The sequence below is a fragment of the Mycobacterium sp. MUNTM1 genome (assembly GCF_054660795.1).
Genome location: NZ_BAAGDE010000055.1, coordinates 19,124 through 43,292 on the forward strand (window position 1 = coordinate 19,124; position 24,169 = coordinate 43,292).

At 67.9% G+C, this 24,169-nt stretch carries 22 protein-coding genes and 2 pseudogenes; 14 read left to right on the forward strand and 10 right to left on the reverse strand.

What is annotated here, in order from left to right:
- Positions 1-123 precede the first annotated feature (123 nt).
- Positions 124-2,964 carry a preprotein translocase subunit SecA gene (gene secA, locus ACYQ8K_RS24400; RefSeq protein ID WP_459973062.1) on the forward strand — a complete coding sequence of 947 codons (2,841 nt, stop codon included), beginning with the start codon at positions 124-126 and terminating at the stop codon, positions 2,962-2,964.
- Positions 2,965-3,124: 160 nt separating this feature from the next.
- Complete coding sequence (locus ACYQ8K_RS24405; protein WP_459973064.1) at positions 3,125-4,675, forward strand: HD domain-containing phosphohydrolase; 1,551 nt, start codon at positions 3,125-3,127, stop codon at positions 4,673-4,675.
- Positions 4,676-4,697: 22 nt separating this feature from the next.
- Here the strand turns inward: ACYQ8K_RS24405 and ACYQ8K_RS24410 are convergent.
- A pseudogene (locus tag ACYQ8K_RS24410) lies at positions 4,698-4,945 on the reverse strand (ABC transporter permease); the annotation flags it as partial.
- Between the two features lie 272 nt (positions 4,946-5,217).
- Here ACYQ8K_RS24410 and mddA point away from each other — a divergent pair.
- From mddA to ACYQ8K_RS24425, 3 genes are read left to right on the forward strand one after another with little or no spacing between them, the layout of a single operon-like run.
- Positions 5,218-5,985: a methanethiol S-methyltransferase gene (gene mddA, locus ACYQ8K_RS24415; RefSeq protein ID WP_459973066.1), complete on the forward strand. Its 768-nt coding sequence runs from the start codon at positions 5,218-5,220 to the stop codon at positions 5,983-5,985.
- Positions 5,986-6,042: 57 nt separating this feature from the next.
- On the forward strand, positions 6,043-6,525 hold the full coding sequence (locus ACYQ8K_RS24420; protein WP_459973068.1) for a cation:proton antiporter regulatory subunit: 483 nt from the start codon (positions 6,043-6,045) through the stop codon (positions 6,523-6,525).
- Between the two features lie 4 nt (positions 6,526-6,529).
- On the forward strand, positions 6,530-7,687 hold the full coding sequence (locus tag ACYQ8K_RS24425; RefSeq protein WP_459973070.1) for a cation:proton antiporter: 1,158 nt from the start codon (positions 6,530-6,532) through the stop codon (positions 7,685-7,687).
- Positions 7,688-7,699: 12 nt separating this feature from the next.
- Here the strand turns inward: ACYQ8K_RS24425 and ACYQ8K_RS24430 are convergent, their stop codons facing one another.
- Positions 7,700-8,209, reverse strand: coding sequence for an Rv3235 family protein (locus ACYQ8K_RS24430; RefSeq protein ID WP_459973104.1), 510 nt, complete (start codon positions 8,207-8,209; stop codon positions 7,700-7,702).
- A 241-nt stretch (positions 8,210-8,450) separates the two neighbouring features.
- Between ACYQ8K_RS24430 and ACYQ8K_RS24435 the strand changes: the two genes are divergently transcribed.
- The 5 genes from ACYQ8K_RS24435 (at position 8,451) to ACYQ8K_RS24455 (ending at position 13,970) form a co-directional block, all read left to right on the forward strand.
- Entirely contained in the window at positions 8,451-9,872 is a 1,422-nt protein-coding gene (locus ACYQ8K_RS24435; RefSeq protein ID WP_459973072.1) for a WS/DGAT/MGAT family O-acyltransferase, read from the forward strand.
- A 41-nt stretch (positions 9,873-9,913) separates the two neighbouring features.
- The gene (gene ppk2 / locus ACYQ8K_RS24440) at positions 9,914-10,765 is read left to right on the forward strand and encodes a polyphosphate kinase 2 (protein WP_459973074.1); all 852 of its coding nucleotides are present in this window, start codon (positions 9,914-9,916) and stop codon (positions 10,763-10,765) included.
- A 5-nt stretch (positions 10,766-10,770) separates the two neighbouring features.
- Positions 10,771-11,292 (forward strand): DUF6912 family protein, encoded by a 522-nt coding sequence (locus ACYQ8K_RS24445; RefSeq protein ID WP_459973076.1) that lies wholly within the window; start codon positions 10,771-10,773, stop codon positions 11,290-11,292.
- Positions 11,293-11,428: 136 nt separating this feature from the next.
- Positions 11,429-12,589: a ferredoxin reductase gene (locus ACYQ8K_RS24450; protein ID WP_459973106.1), complete on the forward strand. Its 1,161-nt coding sequence runs from the start codon at positions 11,429-11,431 to the stop codon at positions 12,587-12,589.
- A gap of 97 nt (positions 12,590-12,686) precedes the next feature.
- On the forward strand, positions 12,687-13,970 hold the full coding sequence (locus ACYQ8K_RS24455; RefSeq protein WP_459973078.1) for a fatty acid desaturase family protein: 1,284 nt from the start codon (positions 12,687-12,689) through the stop codon (positions 13,968-13,970).
- A gap of 124 nt (positions 13,971-14,094) precedes the next feature.
- On the opposite strand, the gene ACYQ8K_RS24460 is transcribed toward ACYQ8K_RS24455, so the two are convergent.
- From ACYQ8K_RS24460 to ACYQ8K_RS24470, 3 genes are read right to left on the reverse strand one after another with little or no spacing between them, the layout of a single operon-like run.
- Positions 14,095-14,919 carry a hypothetical protein gene (locus ACYQ8K_RS24460; protein WP_459973080.1) on the reverse strand — a complete coding sequence of 275 codons (825 nt, stop codon included), beginning with the start codon at positions 14,917-14,919 and terminating at the stop codon, positions 14,095-14,097.
- On the reverse strand, positions 14,916-15,524 hold the full coding sequence (locus tag ACYQ8K_RS24465; RefSeq protein WP_459973082.1) for a TetR/AcrR family transcriptional regulator: 609 nt from the start codon (positions 15,522-15,524) through the stop codon (positions 14,916-14,918). Before ACYQ8K_RS24465 ends, ACYQ8K_RS24460 begins: the two co-directional genes overlap by 4 nt.
- Positions 15,525-15,579: 55 nt before the next feature.
- Complete coding sequence (locus ACYQ8K_RS24470; RefSeq protein WP_459973084.1) at positions 15,580-16,206, reverse strand: TetR/AcrR family transcriptional regulator; 627 nt, start codon at positions 16,204-16,206, stop codon at positions 15,580-15,582.
- Between the two features lie 119 nt (positions 16,207-16,325).
- Here ACYQ8K_RS24470 and ACYQ8K_RS24475 point away from each other — a divergent pair, with 119 nt between their 5' ends.
- Together ACYQ8K_RS24475 and ACYQ8K_RS24480 are read left to right on the forward strand one after the other, a co-directional pair.
- Positions 16,326-17,465 (forward strand): hypothetical protein, encoded by a 1,140-nt coding sequence (locus ACYQ8K_RS24475; protein WP_459973086.1) that lies wholly within the window; start codon positions 16,326-16,328, stop codon positions 17,463-17,465.
- Positions 17,466-17,469: 4 nt separating this feature from the next.
- Complete coding sequence (locus ACYQ8K_RS24480; protein WP_459973087.1) at positions 17,470-18,378, forward strand: metal-dependent hydrolase; 909 nt, start codon at positions 17,470-17,472, stop codon at positions 18,376-18,378.
- 4 nt (positions 18,379-18,382) lie between these two features.
- Here the strand turns inward: ACYQ8K_RS24480 and ACYQ8K_RS24485 are convergent, their stop codons facing one another.
- Positions 18,383-18,871 carry a DUF302 domain-containing protein gene (locus tag ACYQ8K_RS24485; RefSeq protein WP_459973089.1) on the reverse strand — a complete coding sequence of 163 codons (489 nt, stop codon included), beginning with the start codon at positions 18,869-18,871 and terminating at the stop codon, positions 18,383-18,385.
- A 4-nt stretch (positions 18,872-18,875) separates the two neighbouring features.
- Positions 18,876-20,072: a thiolase family protein gene (locus tag ACYQ8K_RS24490; protein ID WP_459973090.1), complete on the reverse strand. Its 1,197-nt coding sequence runs from the start codon at positions 20,070-20,072 to the stop codon at positions 18,876-18,878.
- 98 nt (positions 20,073-20,170) lie between these two features.
- Between ACYQ8K_RS24490 and ACYQ8K_RS24495 the strand changes: the two genes are divergently transcribed.
- On the forward strand, positions 20,171-20,647 hold the full coding sequence (locus ACYQ8K_RS24495; RefSeq protein WP_459973092.1) for a winged helix-turn-helix transcriptional regulator: 477 nt from the start codon (positions 20,171-20,173) through the stop codon (positions 20,645-20,647).
- Here the strand turns inward: ACYQ8K_RS24495 and rsgA are convergent.
- Together rsgA and aroA are read right to left on the reverse strand one after the other, a co-directional pair.
- Complete coding sequence (rsgA, locus tag ACYQ8K_RS24500; RefSeq protein WP_459973094.1) at positions 20,631-21,626, reverse strand: ribosome small subunit-dependent GTPase A; 996 nt, start codon at positions 21,624-21,626, stop codon at positions 20,631-20,633. The two genes, ACYQ8K_RS24495 and rsgA, sit on opposite strands and share 17 nt — an antisense overlap.
- Complete coding sequence (gene aroA / locus ACYQ8K_RS24505; protein ID WP_459973095.1) at positions 21,623-22,918, reverse strand: 3-phosphoshikimate 1-carboxyvinyltransferase; 1,296 nt, start codon at positions 22,916-22,918, stop codon at positions 21,623-21,625. The genes rsgA and aroA overlap by 4 nt, the downstream gene beginning before the upstream one ends.
- 164 nt (positions 22,919-23,082) lie before the next feature.
- Here aroA and ACYQ8K_RS24510 point away from each other — a divergent pair, with 164 nt between their 5' ends.
- On the forward strand, positions 23,083-23,847 hold the full coding sequence (locus ACYQ8K_RS24510; protein WP_459973097.1) for an SOS response-associated peptidase: 765 nt from the start codon (positions 23,083-23,085) through the stop codon (positions 23,845-23,847).
- A gap of 14 nt (positions 23,848-23,861) precedes the next feature.
- Here the strand turns inward: ACYQ8K_RS24510 and ACYQ8K_RS24515 are convergent.
- Positions 23,862-24,169: pseudogene (locus tag ACYQ8K_RS24515) on the reverse strand (hypothetical protein); the annotation flags it as partial.

A 24,169-nucleotide genomic window follows, 5' to 3' on the forward strand; every position in this document is an offset into this window, starting at 1 on the left:
GGGAGGTACCCCCAGCGCCCGGCGTTGCCGCGCTTGCGATCGCCGCTACGGCGGCCATCTTGGGCTCGTCGCCTACCATGGGAGTCGCTCAATGCAAGACTCCTACCAACAGGGGACATAGCTGTGCTGTCGAAGTTGCTGCGCCTTGGCGAAGGTCGCATGCTCAAGCGTCTCAAGCGGGTGTCTGACTACGTCAACACCTTGTCCGACGAGATCGAGAAGCTCACCGACGCCGAGTTGCGGGCCAAAACCGACGAGTTCAAGAAGCGGCACGCCGACGGCGAAAGCCTCGACGACCTGCTGCCCGAGGCCTTCGCGGTGGCCCGGGAGGCGGCCTGGCGGGTGCTCGACCAGCGCCCGTTCGACGTGCAGCTGATGGGCGGCGCGGCGCTGCACTTCGGCAACGTCGCCGAGATGAAGACCGGTGAGGGCAAGACCCTGACCTCGGTGCTGCCGGCCTACCTCAACGGCATCGGCGGCAAGGGCGTACACATCGTCACCGTGAACGACTATCTGGCCAAACGTGACAGTGAGTGGATGGGCCGCGTGCACCGCTTCCTCGGTCTGGACGTCGGCGTGATCCTCGCGCAGATGACGCCCGACGAGCGCCGGGTGGCCTACAACGCCGACATCACCTACGGCACCAACAACGAGTTCGGGTTCGACTACCTGCGCGACAACATGGCGCACTCGCTTGACGACCTGGTGCAGCGCGGCCACAACTTCGCCATCGTCGACGAGGTCGACTCCATCCTGATCGACGAGGCCCGCACCCCGCTGATCATCTCCGGCCCCGCCGACGGCGCGTCGAACTGGTACACCGAGTTCGCCCGGTTGGCGCCGCTGATGCAGAAGGACACCCACTACGAGGTGGACCTGCGCAAGCGCACCGTCGGCGTGCACGAGCTGGGCGTGGAGTTCGTCGAGGACCAGCTCGGCATCGACAACCTCTACGAGGCCGCCAACTCGCCGCTGGTCAGTTACCTCAACAACGCGCTGAAGGCCAAGGAGCTGTTCAACCGCGACAAGGACTACATCGTGCGCGACGGCGAGGTCCTGATCGTCGACGAGTTCACCGGCCGCGTGCTCTACGGCCGCCGCTACAACGAGGGTATGCACCAGGCCATCGAGGCCAAGGAGCACGTGGAGATCAAGGCCGAGAACCAGACGCTGGCCACGATCACGCTGCAGAACTACTTCCGGCTCTACGACAAGCTCGCCGGCATGACCGGTACCGCCCAAACCGAGGCGGCCGAGCTGCACGAGATCTACAAGCTGGGCGTGGTGCCGATCCCGACCAACAAGCCGATGATCCGCGCCGACCAGTCGGACCTGATCTACAAGACCGAGGAAGCCAAGTACATCGCCGTGGTCGACGACGTCGTCGAGCGCTACGAGAAGGGCCAGCCGGTGCTGATCGGTACCACCAGCGTCGAGCGCTCGGAGTACCTGTCGCGCCAGTTCCAGAAGCGCCGCGTGCCGCACAACGTGCTGAACGCCAAGTTCCACGAGCAGGAGGCGACCATCGTCGCCGTCGCCGGCCGCCGCGGCGGCATCACCGTGGCCACCAACATGGCCGGCCGCGGTACCGACATCGTGCTGGGCGGCAACGCCGACTTCCTCACCGACCAGCGGCTGCGCGAGCGCGGCCTCGACCCCGTCGAGACGCCCGACGAGTACGACGCGGCGTGGCACGAGGAACTGCCCAAGGTCAAGGAGGAGGTCAGCGCCGAGGCCGCGGAGGTGATCGAGGCCGGCGGGCTGTACGTGCTGGGCACCGAGCGCCACGAGTCGCGCCGCATCGACAACCAGTTGCGCGGCCGTTCCGGCCGGCAGGGCGACCCGGGCGAGTCGCGGTTCTACCTGTCGCTGGGCGACGAGCTGATGCGCCGGTTCAACGGCGCGGCGCTCGAGGCGATGCTCAACCGGCTGAACCTGCCCGACGACGTGCCCATCGAGGCCAAGATGGTCACCCGGGCGATCAAGAGCGCCCAGACCCAGGTGGAGCAGCAGAACTTCGAGGTCCGCAAGAACGTCCTCAAGTACGACGAGGTGATGAACCAGCAGCGCAAGGTGATCTACGCCGAGCGCCGCCGCATCCTGGAGGGCGAGAACCTCAAGGAGCAGGCGCTGGACATGGTCCGCGACGTCGTCACCGCCTACGTCAACGGCGCCACCGCCGAGGGCTATGCCGAGGACTGGGACCTCGAAGCCCTGTGGACGGCGCTGAAGACGCTGTACCCGGTCGGCATCGACCATGCGACGCTGACCCACCACGATGCGGACTCCGACCGCGACGACCTCACCCGTGAGGAACTGCTCGAGGAGTTGCTCAAAGACGCCGAAAATGCCTATGCCACAAGGGAAGCCGAGCTCGAGGAGATCGCCGGCGAAGGCGCGATGCGCCAGCTGGAGCGCAACGTGCTGCTCAACGTCGTCGACCGCAAATGGCGCGAGCACCTCTACGAGATGGACTACCTGAAGGAGGGCATCGGGCTGCGCGCGATGGCGCAGCGCGATCCGCTGGTGGAGTACCAGCGCGAGGGCTACGACATGTTCATGGCGATGCTCGACGGCATGAAAGAGGAGTCGGTCGGGTTCCTGTTCAATGTCACCGTCGAGGCGGTGCCCAGCCCGCAGGTCGCGCCGGTCGAAGCGCCGGAGGGGCTGGAGGAGTTCGCCACCGCCGCCGCCGTCGGCGCCGAAGGCGGCACTGGCAGCACCGCGACGGCCGTGCGGGAAGAGGCCCCAACCCGGTTGCGCGCCAAGGGAATCGACAACGAGGCGCCGGCCATGACGTACTCCGGCCCGTCCGAGGACGGCACCGCGGCGGTGCAGCGCAACGGCGGCGACGGCAAGGCCCCGGCCGGGGTGCCCGGCGGCGCCAGCCGGCGCGAGCGGCGCGCCGCGGCGCGGCAACAGGGCCGCGGCGCCAAGCCGCCCAAGTCGGTCAAGCGGCGCTAGCCGCCTCTGGCCTGGCCACCCTGCCCGAGTGTGCGCCTAGCCTCACACTCGGCGAGGCCATTCGGCTGGCAACGCCCATGCCCTAGGCTTATCAGGCATCGGCCTGTGTGTGGCTACACCGACGATGCGCCGGTGACGGGCCGAGAAAGGGGCGCGTTCCATGCCCTTCGACGGAGCTGTGTCGCGGACCGATGTCCTGACGGCGCTATCCCTGGCGATCGACCTCGGGCTCGGGCAGCCGATGGATCACATGCTGCGGTCGGCGGCGATGGGCTCGAGATTGGCGACGCGGCTGGGTCTCGACGAGCGCGAGTGCGGGACGGTCTTCTACACGGCCCTGGTGATGTGGATCGGCTGTCACGCCGACTCGCACGAGTATGCGCAGTGGTTCGGCGACGACATTGCGGTCCGACACGCCAGCCACTACATCGACTGGTCCGGCGCACCCTACCGCCGATTCCTCATCAGCAATCTGGGCCGGGGGACGACGTTGCCGAAACGAGCGCAGTTGGCGGCCAAGGTGTTCTGGGACGCGCGCGGGAATCTCGGCGCATTGGTGCACTCTCATTGCCTGTCGGCCGCGCTGCTTGCCGAGGAGATCGGTCTGGGCGCCGATGTGGGTGCGGCCCTGCCGTACGCGTACGAACGATGGGATGGCAGCGGCCTTCCGGCCGGGGCCGCCGGAGACCAGATTCCGGTGGCGATGCGGGTGGCGCAGATCTCCGACATCGCCGAAGTGCATCATCGCGCCTACGGCGCGAGCGCCGCGGTCGCCGAAATTCGCCGGCGCAGCGGCAAACAGTTCGACCCGGATATGGTCGCGGTGTTCACCGCGGCCGCCGATGACCTGCTGCGCGAAGACGAAGACGTGTGGTCGACGGCCGGCGGCTTTGCTCCAGATCCGGGCGAGGCGTTGAGCGGTCCCGCGCTGGACCGACTCCTGTGCGCGATGGGTGATTTCGTGGATCTGAAATGCCCGTTCACCCTTGGCCATTCGCGCGCCGTCGCACAGCTGGCGGACCGCGCCGGGAAGTGCGCCGGCTTGCCGCAAGACGAAATCGACATCCTGCGTCGCGCCGGCTACGTTCACGATCTCGGCCGCATCGGCGTGTCGAACCGGGTGTGGGAGAAGCCGGGCGAATTGACCCATGTCGAGCGAGAGCGCGTGCATCTGCACCCGTATTTGACGGGCAGGATTTTGGCCCGGGTCGGTGGGCTGAAGGCTGTCCGGGAGGCCGCGGTGAATCATCACGAGCGACTGGACGGCTCGGGCTATCCCAACGGTGTGCGCGGCGACGACCTGTCCGTTCGCGACCGCGTGCTCGCCGCTGCCGAAAGCTATTGCTCCTCAATGGAACCGCGACCGTATCGCGAGGCGCGCGACGGGGACGCCGCGGCAAGGAAACTGCGAGACGAAGCGGCCCGGGGCCGCCTCGACGGCGACGCGGTGGAAGCGGTGTTGCAGGCCGCTGGCCACCGGCCGTCGCGCAGAGCAGCCAGGCCGGCGGGACTGACCTCCCGCGAGGCCGAGGTGTTACTCCATGTCGCACAAGGGCTTTCCAACAAGGAGATCGCCTCGGCGCTTTGGATTTCCGAGAAGACGGTGCGCAATCACGTCGAACACATCTACGCCAAGATCGGGGTCTCGAACCGGATCGGGGCCAGCTTGTACGCGACCCGGCACGGCCTGACCGGCGGCCTCCCCGACTGACCCGGGCCCGGGATGGCCGTCACAGCACCAGGCTCATCAACCGCCCGGGCGTGGGCATCTGGTCGACGGGGACGATGGCACCACCGAACAGCACCTGCGGGAAGCACAGCATCGGCAGGGCCAGGGCCGCCTGCGCGGAGTTGGAGACGGCGGCCGACGCGAAAAGGCCCAGGGCCAGCGCCGAGATCGCTTCGATCACAATCGTGCGAACAGCAAGGCGTAGACGTGCCATCCGGCCGCGAGGAGCCGACCGAGCACGCGCAACACCACGGCCCGTGCGCCGTCCGACGCTGGTACCCGCTGGGCACCGCGCGATTCGACGGTCGGTGCGTCGCATACCGATTTGTTCATGATCTGGACTCCGTGTTCCTTGAACTAGGGCTGTCACGGGCGATCATCGATCCACCGCTGCCAGGGCTGCATGAGGCGTTTGCCCCAAAGGCCGAACCGGGACGGACCAGGCCGGCGTGCCGAGGCTCTTCCGCCGAAATTGGGGCAACCGCCCCATGTTCTTCACGCCCGATCGGGCGCACAATCAGCTAATGAAGCGCTACCTGACGGTCGCCTACGGCGCGGCCGCTTATCTGCTCTTTCTTGTCGTATTTCTGTACCTGGTCGCCTTCGTTGGCAACTTCTGGGTGCCGCGAACGGTGGACCGCGGGCTGTCGGCGCCCATCGGTCAGGCGGTGTGGGTCAACATGGTGCTGCTCGGCCTGTTCGGTTTGCAGCACAGCGTCATGGCGCGCCCCGGGTTCAAGGCGTGGTGGACGCGGGCGGTGCCGCCGTCGATAGAGCGCAGCACCTACGTGATGCTGTCCAACGCCGTGCTGGTGCTGCTCTACTGGCAATGGCGAACGATGCCGGCCGTCATCTGGGAGGTGGAGCTACCGGCCGGGCGCCTGGTGTTGTGGATCCTGTTCTGGCTCGGCTGGGCGATCGCCCTGGCGTCGACGTTCATGATCAACCACTTCGACCTGTTCGGGCTCCGGCAGGTGTATTTGGCGTGGCGTGGAAAACCCTACACGCACATCGCTTTTCACGTTCGGATGTTCTATCGGCTGGTGCGCCACCCGCTAATGCTCGGATTCCTCATCGCCTTCTGGGCGGCCCCCACCATGACGGCCGGACACCTGCTGTTCTCGATCGTGATGACGGGTTACATCCTGGTCGCCACCCGGATCGAGGAGCACGACCTGGTGGAGGCGCTCGGCGATGACTACCTCGACTACCGCCGCGAGGTGCCGAGGTTGCTGCCGCTAGGGCGTCGGCCGCGCGGTGGCCCCGGCCGGCCTGCGGACGCCCCGAGCTGAGGCTCGTTGCCTCCATCCGCTTCCGGCGGCCCCCGTCGACCTGTCAGGATTGACGGTATGGATGTCAAGGAGGTGTTGCTCCCCGGGGTCGGCCTTCGTTACGAATTCACCGACCAAAGGGGTGACCGCATCGGCATCATCGCGCGGCGTAGCGGCGATTTCGACGTCGTCGTGTACGCCCGCGAAGATCCGGACGAGGCCCGGCCGTTGCTGCACCTCAACGACCAGGAGGCCGAGGCCGTGGCCCAGATCCTGGGGGCGCCGCGGATCGCCGAGCGATTCACCGAGCTGGCCAGCGAGATCCCGGGACTCGAGACGGGCCAGGTGCACATCCTGGCCGGCAGCCCCTTCGTGGACCACCCGCTGGGCGACACCCGGGCGCGCACCCGTACCGGCGCGTCCATCGTGGCGATCGTGCGCAACGAGGAAGTGCTCGCCTCACCTGGACCCGCCGAGATGCTGCACGTCCAAGACGTTCTGATCGTGATCGGCACCGAAGACGGCATCGCGGGCGTCGAGAAGATTATCGACAAAGGCTGAGCCGGTGCAGATTTCGGGGACGCTGCTTCTGCAACTCGGCGCCCTCCTGGCCACTCTGGCCGTATTGGGCGCCGCCGCAAGGCGATTCGCGTTGTCGCCCATCCCCGTGTACCTGCTGGCGGGCCTGGCCCTGGGCAACGGCGGCATTCTGCCGGTGTCCACTGGTGGCCAGTTCATCACCACCAGCGCGCCCATCGGCGTCGTGTTGCTGCTGCTGACCCTGGGCTGCGAGTTCTCGGTGGCCGAATTCTCGTCCAGCATGCGCCACCACCTGCCGTCGGCCGCCGTCGACATCGTGCTCAACGCCGCGCCCGGCGCCATCGCCGGCTGGTTACTGGGATTGGACGGCGTGGCCGTCCTGTGCCTGGCCGGTGTCACCTACATCTCCTCCTCGGGCGTCATCGCGCGGCTGCTGGAGGATCTGCAGCGGCTCGGCAACCGGGAGACGCCGTCGGTGCTGTCGGTGCTGGTGCTCGAAGACTTCGCGATGGCCGCGTATCTGCCCCTTTTCGCGGTGCTGGCGTCGGGCGGCGGATGGTTGCACGCGGTCGGCGGCATGGTCGTGGCGGTGGGCGCGCTGGTGGCGGCGTTCGCCGCGTCCTACCGGTGGGGTCACCACGTGGAGCGGCTCGTGCAACACCCCGACTCCGAGCAGCTGATGCTGCGGGTGCTGGGCATCACCCTCATCGTGGCGGCGATGGCGGAGTCGCTGCACGCCTCGGCCGCGGTCGGCGCGTTTCTGGTGGGCCTGACGCTGACCGGCGAGACGGCCGAGCGGGCCCGTCAGGTGCTGAGCCCGCTGCGCGACCTGTTCGCCGCCATCTTCTTCCTGGCGATCGGCTACTCGGTGGACCCGCACGAGTTGGTCCCGATGCTTCCGGCGGCGCTGATCCTGGCCGCGGTCACCGCGGCGACCAAGGTGGCCACCGGGATCTTCGCCGCGCGCCGCGACGGGGTGGCGCGGCGTGGGCAGCTGCGCGCGGGCACCGCGCTGATCGCGCGAGGCGAGTTCTCGTTGATCATCATCGGATTGGCCGGCAAGTCGCTGCCCGCGGTCGCGGCGCTGGCGACCTCCTACGTTTTCATCATGGCGATCGCGGGGCCCATCCTCACCCGCTACACCGGCGGGCCGCGGCCGGCCGGCGCCGCCCCGGCGGCCTGACCGCCGCCGCCGTCACCCGATGTGCAGGGCCACCACCATCCACCGGGTGCCGCCCGCGGCACTGACCTGCTCGACCCGGCAGGCGATGGCGTGGATCCGGTTCCCGCGGCTGTAGGAGCCGAAGACCTCGGCCGCCGAGTCCGGGTCACGGTGACCGGCCGCCTGTAGCCGCATGCGGCGCAACACCGCTGCGCCCCGGTTGCGGCCCGCGGCCGAACGGCCCACCGCCGCGACCGAATCCACCAGGCTCGGCACCAGCAGCGGATTCAACTGCGCCGCGGGCCGGCGGCGGTCGATGACTTCCAGCACCCGGCGCAGCGCCGCGTCGGCGAAGACGGCCGCCTGACGCAGCCGCGGGGACATGGCCGCGCCCGGATCCGGCGCCCTACTGGGCTGGCCGGTGTAGGACCGCGGCGGCGCGTGGCCGCCGCGACGGCGCGCCGGGGGACGCGGGGATGGCCGGCACTGCGCGGCGGGATGCGGTACGTCCTGCGTCGGCGGCTCGTAGTCGACGACTGGTATGACGGTGAAAGCGTCAGGTGGATCCGCAACGGGACTAGTGTTCAACGCGCACTCTCCAACTCTTCGGCCGGACCTTCGAGCCTGCTGGAGAGGGGCAGACGGTGGTTAGTCAGTGGTCATCATGGCACAACTCGACCGCACGCGTACCCACGCTGACCGGTGCACGGCCGCACGGTTACCGTGGGCGGGACATCGGGCCCCGAGCGCGCGGGCGACGAACTGACCAGGAGGACAGCGCCGCATGGTGAGTCGCTTGTCCCCGCCGGACGCGTCGTTCTACCGCATGGAGAACACCGCGACCCCCATGTACGTGGGATCGCTGTCGATCCTGCGTCGCCCCCGCGCCGGCCTGAGCTACGAGACGCTGCTGGCCACCGTCGAGCAGCGGCTGCCGCAGATCCCGCGCTACCGGCAGAAGGTGCGGGAAGTGCGGGTCGGCACGGCCCGGCCGGTGTGGCTCGACGACAACGACTTCGACATCACCTATCACGTGCGGCGCTCGGCGTTGCCCTCGCCGGGCAGCGACGAGCAGCTGCACGAGCTGATCGCGCGGCTGGCCGCGCGGCCGCTGGACAAATCCCGCCCGCTCTGGGAGATGTATCTGGTCGAAGGCCTGTCCAAGAACCGGGTCGCGCTGTACACCAAGTCGCATCAGGCGCTGATCAACGGCATGTCGGCGCTGGAGATCAATCACGTCATCGGCGACCGGACGAAACGCCCGCCACCGTTCCCCGAGGACATCTGGATCCCGGAGCGCGATCCCGGCAACACCCGGCTGATGTTGGGCGCGATCAGCGAATGGGTCACCGGCCCGGGCGCCCAGCTGCAGGCCGTCGGCTCGATGGTCGGGGGCCTGCTGACCAACCACGGCGAGCTGCTCGATGCCGGACGCCGGGCCATTGACCTGGTGCGCACCGTGGCCCGGGGCACCGCGCCCAGCAGCCCGCTCAACGCCACCGTGTCGCGGCACCGGCGCTTCACTGTCGCGCGGGGCAGCCTCGACGATTACCGCACCGTGCGTGCGCGCTACGACTGCGACGTCAACGACGTGGTGCTCGCGGTCATCGCCGGCGCACTGGGCAACTGGCTGATGTCACGCGGGGTGGCGGTCTCGCCCACCGCGACGGTGCGCGCGATGGCGCCGCTGCCGGTGTACGACGACGGCGACCTCGACACCAGCGGGCCCGGTCAGGCGATCAGCCAGGTGATGCCGTTCCTCGTCGACCTGCCGGTGGGGGAGCCCAATGCCGTGGTGCGGCTGTCGCAGATCGCGCACGCTACCGAATCGAACCCGACGGCCGCGCATCTGGTGGACGCCAGGACCATCGTCACGCTCTCGGGTTTCGCCCCACCGACGCTGCACGCCATGGGCATCCGGGTGGCGACCAGCTTCCCGAGTTTCTCCAAGCGCACCTTCAACCTGCTCATCACCAACGCCCCCGGCGCCCAGTCGCAGATGTACATCGCCGGGACCAAATTGCTGGAGACCTACGCGGTGCCGCCGCTGCTGCACAACCAGGCGCTGGCCATCGGCGTGACGTCGTACAACGGCGAGCTGTACTACGGGATCAACGCCGACCGCGAAGCCATGAGCGATGTCGAGCTGCTGCCCGGGCTGCTGCACCAGGCGCTCGAAGAACTGCTGGAGGCGTCCCGATCCTAGCTGGCGGTGAAAACGCCTGCGTGGGGCTACTATTCGTTGTTGTGAGCACTGCGAAAGGCGACGGCGCGCCGGCCAAGAAGAAGTCGGCGCGCTCAGCCGCGCCCAAGATCTCCGACGAGGTCTACGAAGCCGAATTGTTCCGGCTACAAACGGAATTGGTGAAACTGCAGGAGTGGTTGCGGCACGCCGAACAACGCCTGGTGGTCATCTTCGAAGGCCGTGACGGGGCGGGCAAGGGCGGCACCATCAAGCGGATCACCGAATACCTGAACCCGCGCGTCACCCGCATCGCGGCGTTGCCCGCGCCGACCGACCGGGAGCGCGGCCAGTGGTATTACCAGCGCTACATCGCCCACCTCCCCACCAAAGGGGAGATCGTGTTGTTCGATCGGTCGTGGTACAACCGGGCCGGCGTGGAGCAGGTGATGGGATTTTGTACGCCCCAAGAGCATGCGTTGTTCTTGCGCCAGACGCCGATCTTCGAGCAGATGCTGATCGACGACGGGATAATGTTGCGCAAGTATTGGTTCTCGGTCTCGGAGGCCGAACAGCTGCGCCGGTTCAAGGCCCGGCTGAATGACCCTGTGCGGCAATGGAAACTGTCCCCGATGGACATGGAATCGCTATATCGGTGGGATGATTATTCGCGTGCCAAGGACGAGATGATGGTGCACACCAACACCCCGGTGAGCCCCTGGTACATCGTGGAATCCGACATCAAGAAGCACGCGCGACTGAACATGATGGCCCATTTGCTGTCCACCGTCCCTTACCACGACGTCGAGACGCCCAAGGTCAAGCTGCCACAGCGTCCCGTCGTCAGCGGTAACTATCAGCGCCCGTCGCGCGAGCTGTCGACGTACGTCGACGACTACGCGGCCACGCTGATCTAGCTGCCATGACGGTCGTCTACATCCCCGCCACGCTGCCCATGTTGGCGCAGCTCGTCGCCGACGGCTCGTTGTGGCCGGTCAGTGGCACGGCATTCGCGCTGACGCCCAGGCTGCGCGAGGCCTACGCCGAGGGCGACGACGACGAGCTCGCCGACGTGGCGCTGCGCGAGGCGGCGCTGGCCTCGCTGCGGCTGCTGGCGGGGTCGGAAGCGGAAGGGGGCGACGAGTCGTCGGAGCCCCCGCCGCCCCGCCGCGCGGTGCTGGCCGCCGAGGTCGAGGACGTCACGTACCGTCCCGACCTCGACGACGCCGTGGTCAGGCTGTCCGGGCCGGTGCCGATCGAGGACGTGATCGCCGCCTATGTCGACAACGCCGGGGCCGAACCGGCGGTCGCGAGGGCCATCGAGGCGGTCGACGCCGCCGACCTGGGCGATGAGGACGCCGACCTGATCGTCGGCGATGCGCAGGACCACGATCTGGCCTGGTACGCCAACCAGGAGCTGCCGTTTCTACTGGAGCTGATGTGACCCGGATGTGAGGCAAACCGGCGCCCAGCGCTAGCTACGACACCGTAGGTTACGGTACCGTAGGTTTCGTGAAGCGCACAGAATCGATCACAATGTGAGCGCAAGCCAGACGCCGCATCGTGAGCAGGAGCTTCCCCTGGGCAGACGTAACCCATCGATCACGGGCAACGTCGTCGATACCACGCGACCTGTTGTCGCCGGCGCGGACCGGCACCCCGGCTGGCATGCGCTGCGCAAGCTCGCCGCGCGCATCACGACGCCGCTGTTGCCCGATGACTATCTGCACCTGGCCAACCCACTCTGGTCGGCACGCGAACTGCGGGGCCGCATCCTGCAGGTGCGCCGCGAGACGGAGGATTCCGCGACGCTGGTGATCAAGCCGGGCTGGGGCTTCAACTTCGACTACCAGCCGGGCCAGTACATCGGCATCGGTCTGCTGATGGACGGTCGCTGGCGCTGGCGGTCGTATTCGCTCACCTCGGCCCCGGCCGCCCGGGGCTCGCGAGCCGAGTCCGGTTCGGCGCGCACCGTGACCATCACCGTGAAGGCGATGCCGGAGGGGTTCCTGTCGTCGCACCTGGTCGCCGGTGTCGAGCCGGGCACCATCGTCCGGCTGGCCGCACCGCAGGGCAACTTCGTGCTGCCCGATCCGGCGCCCGCGTCGATCCTGTTCCTCACTGCCGGCTCCGGGATCACGCCGGTGATGTCGATGCTGCGAACCCTGGTGCGCCGCAACCAAGTCGGCGACATCGCCCACCTGCACTCGGCGCCCACCCAGGCAGACGTTCTGTTTCGCGCCGAGCTGTCCGCGCTGGCCGCCGAGCACCCCGGCTATCGAATGCGGCTGCGCGAGACCCGCACCCAGGGTCGGTTGGACCTTTCCGTGCTGGACCACGAGGTGCCGGACTGGCGCGAACGCCAGACCTGGGCGTGCGGTCCGGAAGGCATGCTCGCCGAGGCGGAGCGGGTATGGTCGGGCGCGGGCATCGGTGAGCGCCTGCACCTCGAGCGGTTTGCGGTGTCCAAGGCCGCACCCACCGGCGCCGGCGGCACCGTCACCTTCGCCCGCAGTGGACGCACCGTGGATGCCGACGCGGCGACCTCGCTGATGGACGCGGGCGAGGGCGTCGGCGTGCAGATGCCCTTCGGGTGCCGGATGGGGATCTGCCAGTCGTGCGTGGTCGGCCTGGTGGAGGGTCACGTCCGTGATCTGCGGACCGGCCAGGAGCACGACCCGGGGACCCGCGTGCAGACCTGCGTGTCCGCGGCTTCCGGCGATTGCGTGCTCGACATTTAAAGGCTACTCAAAGGTAACCTACGGCTTCGTAGGTTACGATAGCGTAGGTCTGGAACACGATCGGGACCGAACAAACTACCGCAGGGAGATGACGACGATGGCGATCACAGACGTCGACGTATTCGCCCATTTGACGGACGCCGACATCGAAAGCCTGGCCGTTGAGCTCGATGCCATCCGCCAGGACGTCGAAGACTCACGCGGCGAGCGGGACGCTCGCTACATCCGCCGCACCATCGCGGCCCAGCGCGCGCTCGAGGTGACCGGCCGGCTGCTGCTGGCCGCCAGCTCGCGGCGCTCGGCCTGGTGGGCGGGAGCGGTGACCCTGGGCGTGGCCAAGATCGTCGAGAACATGGAGATCGGCCACAACGTCATGCACGGCCAGTGGGACTGGATGAACGACCCCGAGATCCACTCCTCGACGTGGGAGTGGGACATGAGCGGGTCGTCCAAGCACTGGCGTTACACCCACAACTTCGTGCACCACAAGTACACCAACATCCTCGGGATGGACGACGACGTGGGCTACGGCCTGCTGCGCGTCACCCGCGACCAGCGCTGGAAGCGCTTCAACGTCTTCAACCTGGTGTACAACACCCTGCTCGCGCTGCTCTTCGAATGGGGAGTGGGCCTGCAGCATGTGGAGCTCGGCAAGATCGTCAAGCGGCGCATGGAGCACGAGGAGGCCCGGCAGCGGGTCGACGAGTTCCTGTCCAAGGCGGGGCATCAGGTGCTCAAGGACTACGTCGCGTTCCCGGCGCTGACCTCCTTGTCGCCCGGTGCGACCTACCGGTCGACGCTGACGGCCAATGCGACGGCCAACGTGATCCGCAACGTGTGGGCCAACGCGGTGATCTTCTGCGGCCATTTCCCTGACGGCGCAGAGAAATTCACCAAGACCGACATGATCGGCGAGACCAAGGGGCAGTGGTACCTGCGCCAGATGCTGGGCAGCGCCAACTTCGAGGCCGGCCCGGCACTGCGCTTCATGAGCGGCAACCTGTGCCACCAGATCGAGCACCACCTGTATCCGGATCTGCCCAGCAACCGGCTGCACGAGATCTCGGTACGGGTGCGCGAGGTGTGCGACAAGTACGACTTGCCTTACACCACAGGTTCTTTCCTGTTCCAGTACGCCAAGACCTGGCGCACGCTGGCCAAGCTGTCGCTGCCGAACAAGTACCTGCGTGACGACGCCGACAACGCGCCGGAGACCCGTAGCGAGCGGATGTTCGCCGAGCTCGAGCCCGGCTTCCTGGGCACCGACCCGGCCACCGGCCGCCGCCGCGGCCTGAAGTCCGCGATTGCCGCCGTGCGCGGTTGGCGGCGCGGGAAGCGGGCGACCGCGGCTCGCCCCGCCGGCGAAGGCCTGGCTGCCTAACCGCCCCTTGGCTTTTCGGGCCAGAGCGTCATCGGCTGGGATGGTCGATCTGGATCAGCCTGTGGGCCAGCTCGGCCAGCGAAGTGTTCGACGTCTGCGAGAGAGACGGCGATATTCTCCGTGGTCAGGGATGTGTGACGAGATAGGTCTCGTTGTCCAGGCCGGCGGTGAGTTCGTCGACGTCGAAGGGCCGGTCCAGCCGCGCGTGCAACGCCTTCGGATCGATGAGCAGGCTTATCTCCGCGGTTTGCCGGGCGAACAGTCGACCGATGAGGGGATAGATTCGGCGCATGATCGCCCGCTCCGCGGAGGTGCAGCGCGACGCGCAGTAGCCGACGTGGCCGATCTCGTCGGTGAGGATTTCGCTGTAGAGCAGTTCGATTCGCTCGGCGACGGGGGGTTCGTCGGCGAAAAGCCTTGTGCCGGCACGACGTAATTCGTCGAACAGGATGCATCCCGCCATCTCCGCGGCTCCGACGAACAGAAAGCCCAGCCGTTCGGGCAGGAACACGTTCGCCTTGACGAACTGGCGTATCACGAAGGGCGGCGGGACGACCTGGAAGGTCAGGTCGAACACGTCGAGCGCGTAGGCCAGCAGCCGGGTGTGGTAGTGCTCTTCGAGCTCGAGGTAGACGCGCTCGGGCGGCACGCTCTCGTCGCTGTTGCGCCCGTAGGTCTCACCCAGGCCCACGCCGAACCGCTCCGCCTGATTGAGCTTTGCCGTCGCCAGCAGGAACAGCATCGTGGCGTCCAGTCCGGGTTCTGGCCGACGGCGGCGCAGGTTGCGCAGGAAGGTGGTGCGGTCGGCGGGATGGGCCGACCGCACAGGATTGGATTCGATGTCGCTGAAGAACTGCTCGCGGTTGGCCAGTCGCCTGTTGAGCAGATCGGCCTCGCCGTCACGCTTGGCGAGGAAGTCCCGGTAGCCTTCGATGCCGGTGCGGTTCATCGCTTCTCCATCCCTTTGACAATCGTTGTCACGTAATGGCTTAACAGCGCGGCATCGTGGGCCCCGGTGGCCAGCAGCGCGAAGAGTCCGGTGAGGAAGAACGTCGCGAGTTCGGCCGCGTCGACGTCGGAGTCCACCTGCCCCGCGTCCTGGGCTCGACCGATGACGCCTACCAGAAATTGGCCGAGCGGGTGCTGGGCGAACTCGTCTTCGACCGGACGGGTCGAGGAGAAATGCAATCCGAGCATGTCCCGGAAAACCGCCTCGCCCAAACGGCTTTCGGCGCTGAGCACGTGATGCACAAGCTGGGAGAGCACCGACGCCAGATCGCCCTCGGCGTCGCCGAGTTCGCTGATGATCCGGGTCTCTTCCACCCGCTCCACCTCGACGAGGACGTGCTCCTTGGTCGGGAAGTGGAAATAGAACGTCCCCCGGGCCACGCCCGCCTCGGCGACGATCGCGCTGACATCGGCGGCGGACACGCCGCGCCGCGCGATCTCGGCCAGCGCCGCGTCGAACAGGCGCGCGCGGGTTTCCAGCCGGCGCGTTTCGCGGACGCTCCCGCCCGGCGATCCGGTCGCGGACGGTGCGCGCGGTGACCCCATGGTGGCACCGTACGCCTCGTAACTGACGGTCGTCAATGACGATCGTCAGTGAATTTCAGCCGGCTACCCCCGCCGCCGCGTGTCCGGCCCAGTCCCTGATCGCGGGCGCCAGCCAGCGCCGCAGGTACCCGCGCAGTTCATCCTCGTCTCGCGGGGGATCGCTGGGATTGGACATGAACGAGTGCACCGCGCGCAACGCCCATTCGACCAACTCGTCCAGGGTCCGCGACGCCATCGGTGTGCGCTCCCAGTCGATCGACGTGTTCTCAACGAGGATCGACTGCCCGATGCGCAGCGCCGTCTCCGAGGTGACGCTGCGCAGCAGCGCGTGCGACGGCTCCTCCAGCAGGAGTTGTAGGTACGGCTCGTCGGGCACCGCGGTGACGGTGAGGACGACGCCCTCCACGACGGCCTCGGCGACATCGTCGATCGCACTCAAGCGTTCGGCCATGGTTTCCAAGAACTTTCGCGTGCCTTCAGTGGCCGCCGCCCGCAGCAACGCGGTGGTGCTGGGGAAGTACCGGTACACCGTCTTGCGGCTGACCCCGAGCTCGACCGCGACGTCGGCGATGGTGGTTTGCCCGCCGCGGCGTCGCACGCAGCGGTCGGCCGCCGCCACGATTCGCGCGACGGCATCCTCGTCGCTGCTCGGTGGTTTTCCCTGCCACCCATGGGTCCGCATAGCTGCAAATGTAATCGAGGCTGGACATCGGCGATACACTCTTGCTAGACATGTATCGTCAAGCTTTCGGTAAGCGCGTACGGGCTCGTACGTGTGCCAGCAACTGAGGACGCCCAACGATGAGCGGTCAATGTAGCGACGACATCGAACGCATCGCCAGCCGCCTGGGGTTCAGCTGCGAGCACGCCGCGCCATGGGTGACGCTGAGGAACCCGTTCGGACTGGCGAATTGGACGCTGCCGGTGCTCGAACTGCTGGTGGTCGCGGGCGCCGTGCTGGCGCTCTGGTGGGCGATCCGCCGGCTGCGCCGCGACCGGGATCCCGCCAACATCGTGATCTGGTTCGCCACGGTCATCTACCTGCTCATCGTCGAGCCGCCCCTGTACTTTCCGACCGTCTTCGGCGTCGACGGCTCCATCGGTGCGGTCTTCGCGCACAACGTTTTCACGGTTCAGTTCATGTACGACCGGCTGCCGATCTACATCGTCGCGTTGTATCCCGCGATGATGACTTTGGCCTACGAGGTGGTCCGCAGCCTCGGCGTGTTCCGGGACTGGGGCGCGATCGTCGGCGCGGTGTGTGTGGGCTTCGTGCACAACTGCTTCTACGAAATCTTCGACCAGTTGGGTCCGCAGCTGCGCTGGTGGGCGTGGAACACCGACAACGCGATCAACCGCCCGATGCTGGCCTCGGTGCCGATGAGCAGCGTCCTGCTGTTCGCCACCGTCGGACCGGCCTGCGTCGCGCTGTTCACCCAGCTCCTGGTCACCCGCCCCATCGAGCGCGGCCGCGTGCTGAGTCGAATGTCATTGGCCGGCCGCACATTCGGCGTGGCCGTGCTGGTGCCTGTCGGTCTGCTCGTCGCCAATCTCCCGATACTGCTGGCCGGTGACGAGCACCCCGACAGCGCGCTGCGACGGGCCCTGTACTTCGTCATTCTGGGTGCATTCGCGGTGGTGGCGATCCCAATCCTGTTGCGGCAGTGGCGCAACACCGCGTTCACGCCCGGCGCGCGCAACACCTTCGTCGCGATCTTCGGGTCCGCATTCCTGCTCGTGCTCGGTGCGCTGTGGTTGTCGGCCATGCCCGCCCACCACAAGGCCGCCCACGGCCTCACGCCCGATGGAACACCCACCGGCAACCTGGGCTATGCGATGGCATGCTTCCTGCTCGCGGTCGCGCTGACGATGTCGGTGACCGTACGCGCCGTCCGTCCGTCGGCCCTCATTCGTCGCAAGCAGCTCACCGGCACGAGGTAAAGCCATGACCGATCTGGAAATTCGGCGCATTCGCTTCGACCTGGACGGCGACGTGCCGTTCAACTGGAACTCGGGCAACCCCGCCTTCTCGACCTACATGAACATGGTCTCGATCATGGCGATCTGCTTCGAAAAAATGCTCGTCTCCGCCGTGCGCGAGGCCATGCCGCGCATCACCGACGCCGCGGTCGCCGACGAAGCCGAGGCGTTCCTGCGGCAGGAGGCCCAACACGCCAACGCACACCGCCAGCACCTGCGGGCCCTGACCCGAAGCCATCCCGGCCTACAGACAACGCTCGACGAGGCCGTCGCCTCGTATGACCACCTGACGGCGACGACCCCGCTGAACTTCCGGTTGGCCTACGTCGCGGACCTGGAGGCGACTTTCACGCCGTTCTTCAAGATGCTGCTCGACAACGAGGCCACGCTGTTTCGCCACGGTGACGAACGGGTGGCCTCACTGCTGATGTGGCACTTCGTCGAGGAGGTCGAACACCGTAGCTCGGCGCTAATGGTCTACAACGCGGTCGTAAACGACAAGCTGTACCGGCTGCGGGTGCTGCCCCGCGTCGTCAAACACCTGATGAAGGTCGCCACCCGGCTGTTCGACAGCATTGACGCCAACGTTCCCCTCTCCGAACGGGGCGTGGACGCACGGGATTTCGCCCCCCTCAGGAGCGTCATCGACAAGGTACGCGGGCCAAGACGCGATACGGATGCGGTTCGGCGCGTGAAGCCCGCGCTGCACACGGTGCCCTGGAAGCAGAAGCTCAGCACCGCCGCCCGGGTGCTGATGAGCCAGACGCCCCTACACGACCCCGCGAAGGAACCACTTCCCGAGTTCGCCGACCACTGGTTCGAGCGCTACAACCGGGGCGACGACGTATGTCATTGGTACTCGAGCGAATCCTGACTGCTCAGCCGCCGGTCACCTTTTCGGCCAACGTCGCCAGCTTGGCGTCGAGTTTCTCTGCGGCGCCGAGCAATTGCGGATTGGGCTCGACCACCATCAGCGACGACGGCTTGACGTAGGTCAGGCTGCTGCCGTCGTCCTCCTCGAGCAACAGCAACTCGACCGGCGCGAACAGCCCGGCCGTCACGTCGTGGCGCAGCATGGTGATGGCGATCAACGGATTGCCGAGGATGACACGCAACGCCTTGCGCTCGATGCCGGCCTTGGTGATCCAGGCGCCATGGTCGACCAGGCCGAACAGCATGAATCCGCTTGGGCCGACGTGGGATTCGACGCGCTCCTGGTAAGACCGCCAGTCGCCGGTGGACGTCGCGATGTCGTTGATCGGCACCGGTTGCTCGCCGATATCGGCGAACAACGCGGCACGTAGTTCTTCGTAGCCCTTGGCGCTGTCGTAGCGCACTCGCACGCCGTCGAATTTCGTCTCTTGCATGATGTCAGCCCAATCGCTCGATGATGGTGGCGTTGGCCATGCCGCCGCCCTCGCACATCGTCTGCAGCCCGTAGCGACCGCCGCGCTGTTCCAGCGCGTTGACCAGAGTGGTCATCAGCCGAGCGCCGCTGGCGCCCAACGGGTGACCGATCGCGATCGCTCCGCCGTTGACGTTGGTCTTGGCCAGATCGGCGCCGGTGTCTTGCGCCCACGCCAGCACGACGGGCGCGAACGCCTCGTTCACCTCGAACAGGTCGATGTCGGCGAGCGTCAGGCCCGCCTTCGACAACACCTTCTCGGTCGCTGGAATGACGCCGGTCAGCATGTACAGCGGGTCGGAGCCCACCACGGTGGCGGTGTGGATCCGCGCCAACGGGCGCAGCCCCAACCTGCTGGCGGTCTCGCCGCTGGCGATCAGCACCGCGGCGCTGCCGTCGGACAGCGGCGAGGAGTTGCCGGGCGTGATCTCCCAATTGATCTGCGGGAAACGGGCTTTGGCCGCGTCGCTGTAGAACGCCGGCTGCAATCCGGCCAGCGTCTCGACGGTGGTGCCGGGACGGATGATCTCGTCGGTGGCCAGCCCGGCGATCGGAATGAGTTCGTTGTCGAACAGCCCTTCCTTGGTGGCGCGGGCGGCCTTCTCGTGGCTGCCGGCGGAGAACTCGTCGAGCTGGACGCGCGAGAAGCCCCACTTCGCGGCGATCAATTCGGCGCTGATGCCCTGCGGCACCAGGCCGTCGGGGTAGCGGCGGGTCATGTCCTCGCCCATCGGGTTGCTGCCCGGCGACACCTGGGTGCCCATCGGCACGCGGCTCATCGACTCCACGCCGCCGGCGATGACGAGGTCGTAGGCGCCGGCGATCACACCCTGGGCGGCGAAGCTGATGGCCTGCTGGCTGCTACCGCACTGCCGGTCGATCGTCACGCCGGGAACCGATTCCGGGAAGCCCGCGCCCAGCAGGGCATTACGGGCGATGTTGGCCGCCTGGTCGCCGACCTGGGTAACGGCGCCGGCGATGACGTCGTCGACCTGGGCCGGATCCACGCCGGTGCGCGCCACCAGCTCGCGCAGGCTGTGGGCCAGCAGATCGGCAGGCAGCACGTCGTGCAGCGCGCCACTGGCCTTGCCCTTGCCGATGGGTGTGCGGACGGCTCCGACGATGACGGCGTCGCGGACCCCGAAACTGGGATGGCTCGTCATGACTCCTCCTCGAGTCGGTCTCGATCTGGGTATAGATCGCTGTACCCAGATAAACACCTCGGTATGCTTAAAGCAACCCAGGTGCGGAGGTGATTTAGATGACACTGCTGCAAGGTCCGCTGGCCGACCGCGACGCGTGGTCGGCGGTGGGCGAGTGCGCGATCGAGAAGACGATGGCGGTGGTCGGAACCAAATCCGCGATGCTGATCATGCGCGAGGCCTACTACGGCACCACCCGGTTCGACGACTTCGCCCGCCGGGTGGGCATCACCAAGGCCGCCACCTCGGCGCGGCTGAGCGAGCTGGTCGAGCTGGGGCTGCTGCGGCGCCAGCCCTATCGGGAGCCCGGGCAGCGCAGCCGCGACGAGTACGTGCTCACCGACGCCGGCATCGACTTCATGCCGGTGGTGTGGGCGCTGTTCGAGTGGGGGAGGCATCACCTGCCGGGCCGCAACCGGCTGCGGCTGACCCACCTCGGCTGCGGCGCCGAGGCGACCGTCGAAATCCGTTGCGCCGAAGGACATCTGGTGCCGCCCGACGAGCTCGGCATGCGGCTGGCTAAGAAGTCTGGTTGAGCGCGGCCAGCAGCCGGCGGGCCGCGGCGACGCGGCGCACGGCGGGCCCGGTCAGGGTGTCCAGCGCGCACTCGGGGTCGGCCGGCGGCCCCATGTGCCCGCAGCCGCGCGGGCAGTCCGCGATGGCGTCGGCCAGGTCGGAGAACGCCATCATGACGTCGTCGGGCTGGATGTGGGCGAGTCCGAAGGAGCGGATGCCCGGCGTGTCGATCACCCAGCCGGTGGTGCCCAGCGGCTCGGTCAGCGGCAGCGCCACGGACTGCGTCGACGTGTGGCGCCCCCGGCCGATGTCGGTCACGTCGCCGACGGCGCGGTCCGCGTCGGGCACCAGGCGGTTCACCAGCGTGGACTTGCCGACGCCGGAATGCCCGAGCAGCACGGTGATCTTGCCCGCGAGCAGGTCCGCCACGGCCAGCAGGGGATCGTCGCGACCGGCGGCCACCACGGTCAGGTCCAGGTCGACGAACTGCTCGGCGAACGGCTCCGGTGGGGCGAGGTCGGTCTTGGTCAGGCACAGGATCGGCGTGAGCCCGCCGGCGTAGGCGGCGATCAGCGTCCGGTCCACCAGGCCGGTGCGGGGCGGCGGGTCGGCCAGCGCCACCACGATCAGCAGCTGATCGGCGTTGGCGACCACCACCCGTTCGGTCGGATCGGTGTCATCGGCGGTGCGCCGCAACACCGTTCGCCGCTCCCCGCGACGCACGATACGGGCCAGCGTGTCGGGCCGCCCGGACAGGTCGCCGACCACGTCGACGTCGTCGCCCACCACGATCGGGGTGCGGCCCAGTTCGCGCGCCCGCATCGCGGTGACCCGGCGGTCGACGTCGCCGCCCAGCACGCATCCCCAGCGGCCGCGGTCGACGCTGACCACCATCGCGGCCTCGGCGTCGGCGTGCTCGGGACGGGTCTTGGTCCGCGGCCGCGAGCCCCGGCCGGAGCGGATCTTGACGTCCGACTCGTCGTAGTCGCCGGGCTTCACATGCCGCGCTCTTCCCCGGGCTCCAGCATGCGGGCCCACAGCCGCGGAAAGTCCGGCAGCGTCTTGCTGGTGGCGCCGATGTCGCTCACCTCGACCCCGTCCACCCGCAGCCCGACGATCGCGCCCGCCATCGCCATCCGGTGGTCGGCGTAGGAGTGCCACACCCCGGACCGCAGCGGCGTCGCGGTGATCTCCAGGCCGTCAGGGGTTTCCGTGCAGTCGCCGCCCAGCCGGTTGATCTCGGCGCTCAGCGCCGCCAGCCGATCGGTCTCGTGGCCGCGCAGGTGCGCGATGCCGGACAGGCGCGACACCGATCCGGGCGTCGCCAGCGCCGCCAGCGCGGCCACCGACGGTGTCAGCTCGCCGACCGCGCGCAGGTCGACATCGAACCCGCCGAAGTCGCCGGACCCGCGTACTTCCAGGAACGAATCATTTTGCGTGACAGCGGCATTGAGCTTTCTCAAGACGGCCAGGATGTTCTCGGCGGGCTGCACGCTGTCCGCCGGCCAGCCGGTGATGCGCACCGCACCGCCGGTGACCACCGCCGCCGCCAGGAACGGCACGGCGTTGGTCAGGTCCGGCTCCACCTCCCAGTGCCGCGCCGCGACCGGCCCCGGGCGCACCGTCCAGCGGTTGGGGACGGAGTCGTCGACGTCGACGCCGGCCTGACGCAACATCACCACCGTCATGGCGATGTGCGGCGCCGACGGCAGTGCGTCACCGATGTGCCGCACGGTCAGGCCCTCGGCGAACGAGGCCGCGCACAACAGCAACCCCGAAACGAACTGCGAGGACGCCGAGGCGTCGATTTCCACGGTGCCGCCGGTGATCGAACCGGCGCCCAGCACCCGGAACGGGAGACCGGAGCCGTCGATCCGGACGCCGAGCCCGCGCAGCGCGTCCAGCAGCGGCGCGATGGGCCGTGCCCGGGCCTGCTCGTCGCCGTCGAACTCGACCGCCGACTCGGCCAGCGCCGCCAGGGGCGGCACGAACCGCAGCACCGTGCCGGCCAGGCCGCAGTCGACTTGCGCCGGGGTCTCCGGTTCGACGTGACCGCTGACCGTCAGCTCCGTCCCGTCACCGTCGATGCGCAAGCCCAGCGTGCGCAGCGCGCCGATCATCAGGTCGGTGTCGCGGCTGCGCAACGCCCCGCTGACGGTCGGGGTGCCTTGTTCCTGCGCGGCCGCCAGGGCTGCCAGCACCAGGGCCCGGTTGGTCTGCGACTTCGAACCCGGCACGGTCACGGTCGCGTGCACCGGCTGCGATGCCAAGAGGGCGGTCCATGTCGTCACCGGTCCATCATCGCCTGTCACCGGTTTCGGGCCCAATAGGACTTCGTGGCTCTGCCACTGTCGGAACGAGTGGCTCCGCCACTGTCGGAACGAGTGGCTCTGCCACTGTCGGAACGAGTGGCTCTGCCACTATTGGGACGAGTGGCTCTGCCACTATTGGGACTATGTGTGGACGGTTTGCGGTGACCACCGATCCGGCCCTGCTGGCCGAGAAGATCAAGGCGATTGACGAGGCCACCGGCGCTGAGGGGGCCTCGAGCGCCCCCAATTACAACGTGGCCCCGACCACGTCCATCGCGACCGTCGTCAGCCGGCATTCCGAGCCCGACGACCAGCCGACGCGGCGGGTGCGGCTGATGCGCTGGGGCCTGGTGCCGCCGTGGGCCAAGGCCGGTGCCGACGGCGCGCCTGACACCAAGGGGCCGATGCTGATCAACGCGCGCGCGGACAAGGTCACCACCTCGCCCGCCTTCAGGACCAGCGCCAAGTCCAAGCGCTGCCTGATCCCGATGGACGGCTACTACGAATGGCGGGTCAACTCGGACGACGCCGCCGGCAAGAAGACCCGCAAGACGCCGTTTTTCATGTACTCCGAGGACGGGGAGCCGCTGTTCATGGCGGGCCTGTGGTCGGTCTGGAAACCGGCCAAGGACGCGTCGCCGTTGCTGAGTTGCACGATCATCACCACCGATGCGCCTGGGGAGCTGGCGCAGATTCATGACCGGATGCCGCTGGTGCTGCCCGAGCGCGACTGGGACCGGTGGTTGGATCCGGACGCCGCGATCGACGAAAAGCTATTGGCCCGCACGCCCGACGTGCGCGCCATCCGGATGCGCGAGGTGTCGACGTTGGTCAACAACGTCCGCAACAACGGCCCGCAGTTGCTTGAGCCGGCCGAGCCGCAGCCGGAGCAGATGAAAATTCTGTAGCGCCGCTCAAGCCGCTACGCCGCCTCATCGTCGTCTCCATCGCGCAGCAGCTTCTCGGGGTGATGGAAGGTGTTGGTGCGGGGTTGTCCGCGTTCGAGCTCAGGTGGTGGTTTCCATTCGGTGTCGGCTCGGGTGTTTTTGCGGGTGGTCCAGCCGCCGGGTCGCAGCAGGCGGTGATGCGGGCCGCAGGCGAAGGTGAGGTCGTTGACGTCGGTGGTGTGGCACTTGCTGAAGTCGGTGACGTGGATGCTCCTATGCAGCGTCAAGGATGTGGAGTGGTGGGTTGAGGTCGGCTTGGAGGGCTCGGTAGAGCTCGCGGACG

Bases quoted from the DNA above. Each gene is read 5' to 3' on its own strand.
- ACYQ8K_RS24405 (WP_459973064.1), top strand. From the start codon at position 3,125: ATGCCCTTCGACGGAGCTGTGTCGCGGACCGATGTCCTGACGGCGCTA.
- mddA (WP_459973066.1), top strand. From the start codon at position 5,218: ATGAAGCGCTACCTGACGGTCGCCTACGGCGCGGCCGCTTATCTGCTC.
- ACYQ8K_RS24420 (WP_459973068.1), top strand. From the start codon at position 6,043: ATGGATGTCAAGGAGGTGTTGCTCCCCGGGGTCGGCCTTCGTTACGAA.
- ACYQ8K_RS24435 (WP_459973072.1), top strand. From the start codon at position 8,451: ATGGTGAGTCGCTTGTCCCCGCCGGACGCGTCGTTCTACCGCATGGAG.
- ACYQ8K_RS24445 (WP_459973076.1), top strand. From the start codon at position 10,771: ATGACGGTCGTCTACATCCCCGCCACGCTGCCCATGTTGGCGCAGCTC.
- ACYQ8K_RS24455 (WP_459973078.1), top strand. From the start codon at position 12,687: ATGGCGATCACAGACGTCGACGTATTCGCCCATTTGACGGACGCCGAC.
- ACYQ8K_RS24460 (WP_459973080.1), bottom strand. From the start codon at position 14,919: ATGAACCGCACCGGCATCGAAGGCTACCGGGACTTCCTCGCCAAGCGT.
- ACYQ8K_RS24465 (WP_459973082.1), bottom strand. From the start codon at position 15,524: ATGGGGTCACCGCGCGCACCGTCCGCGACCGGATCGCCGGGCGGGAGC.
- ACYQ8K_RS24470 (WP_459973084.1), bottom strand. From the start codon at position 16,206: ATGCGGACCCATGGGTGGCAGGGAAAACCACCGAGCAGCGACGAGGAT.
- ACYQ8K_RS24475 (WP_459973086.1), top strand. From the start codon at position 16,326: ATGAGCGGTCAATGTAGCGACGACATCGAACGCATCGCCAGCCGCCTG.
- ACYQ8K_RS24480 (WP_459973087.1), top strand. From the start codon at position 17,470: ATGACCGATCTGGAAATTCGGCGCATTCGCTTCGACCTGGACGGCGAC.
- ACYQ8K_RS24485 (WP_459973089.1), bottom strand. From the start codon at position 18,871: ATGCAAGAGACGAAATTCGACGGCGTGCGAGTGCGCTACGACAGCGCC.
- ACYQ8K_RS24490 (WP_459973090.1), bottom strand. From the start codon at position 20,072: ATGACGAGCCATCCCAGTTTCGGGGTCCGCGACGCCGTCATCGTCGGA.
- ACYQ8K_RS24495 (WP_459973092.1), top strand. From the start codon at position 20,171: ATGACACTGCTGCAAGGTCCGCTGGCCGACCGCGACGCGTGGTCGGCG.
- ACYQ8K_RS24510 (WP_459973097.1), top strand. From the start codon at position 23,083: ATGTGTGGACGGTTTGCGGTGACCACCGATCCGGCCCTGCTGGCCGAG.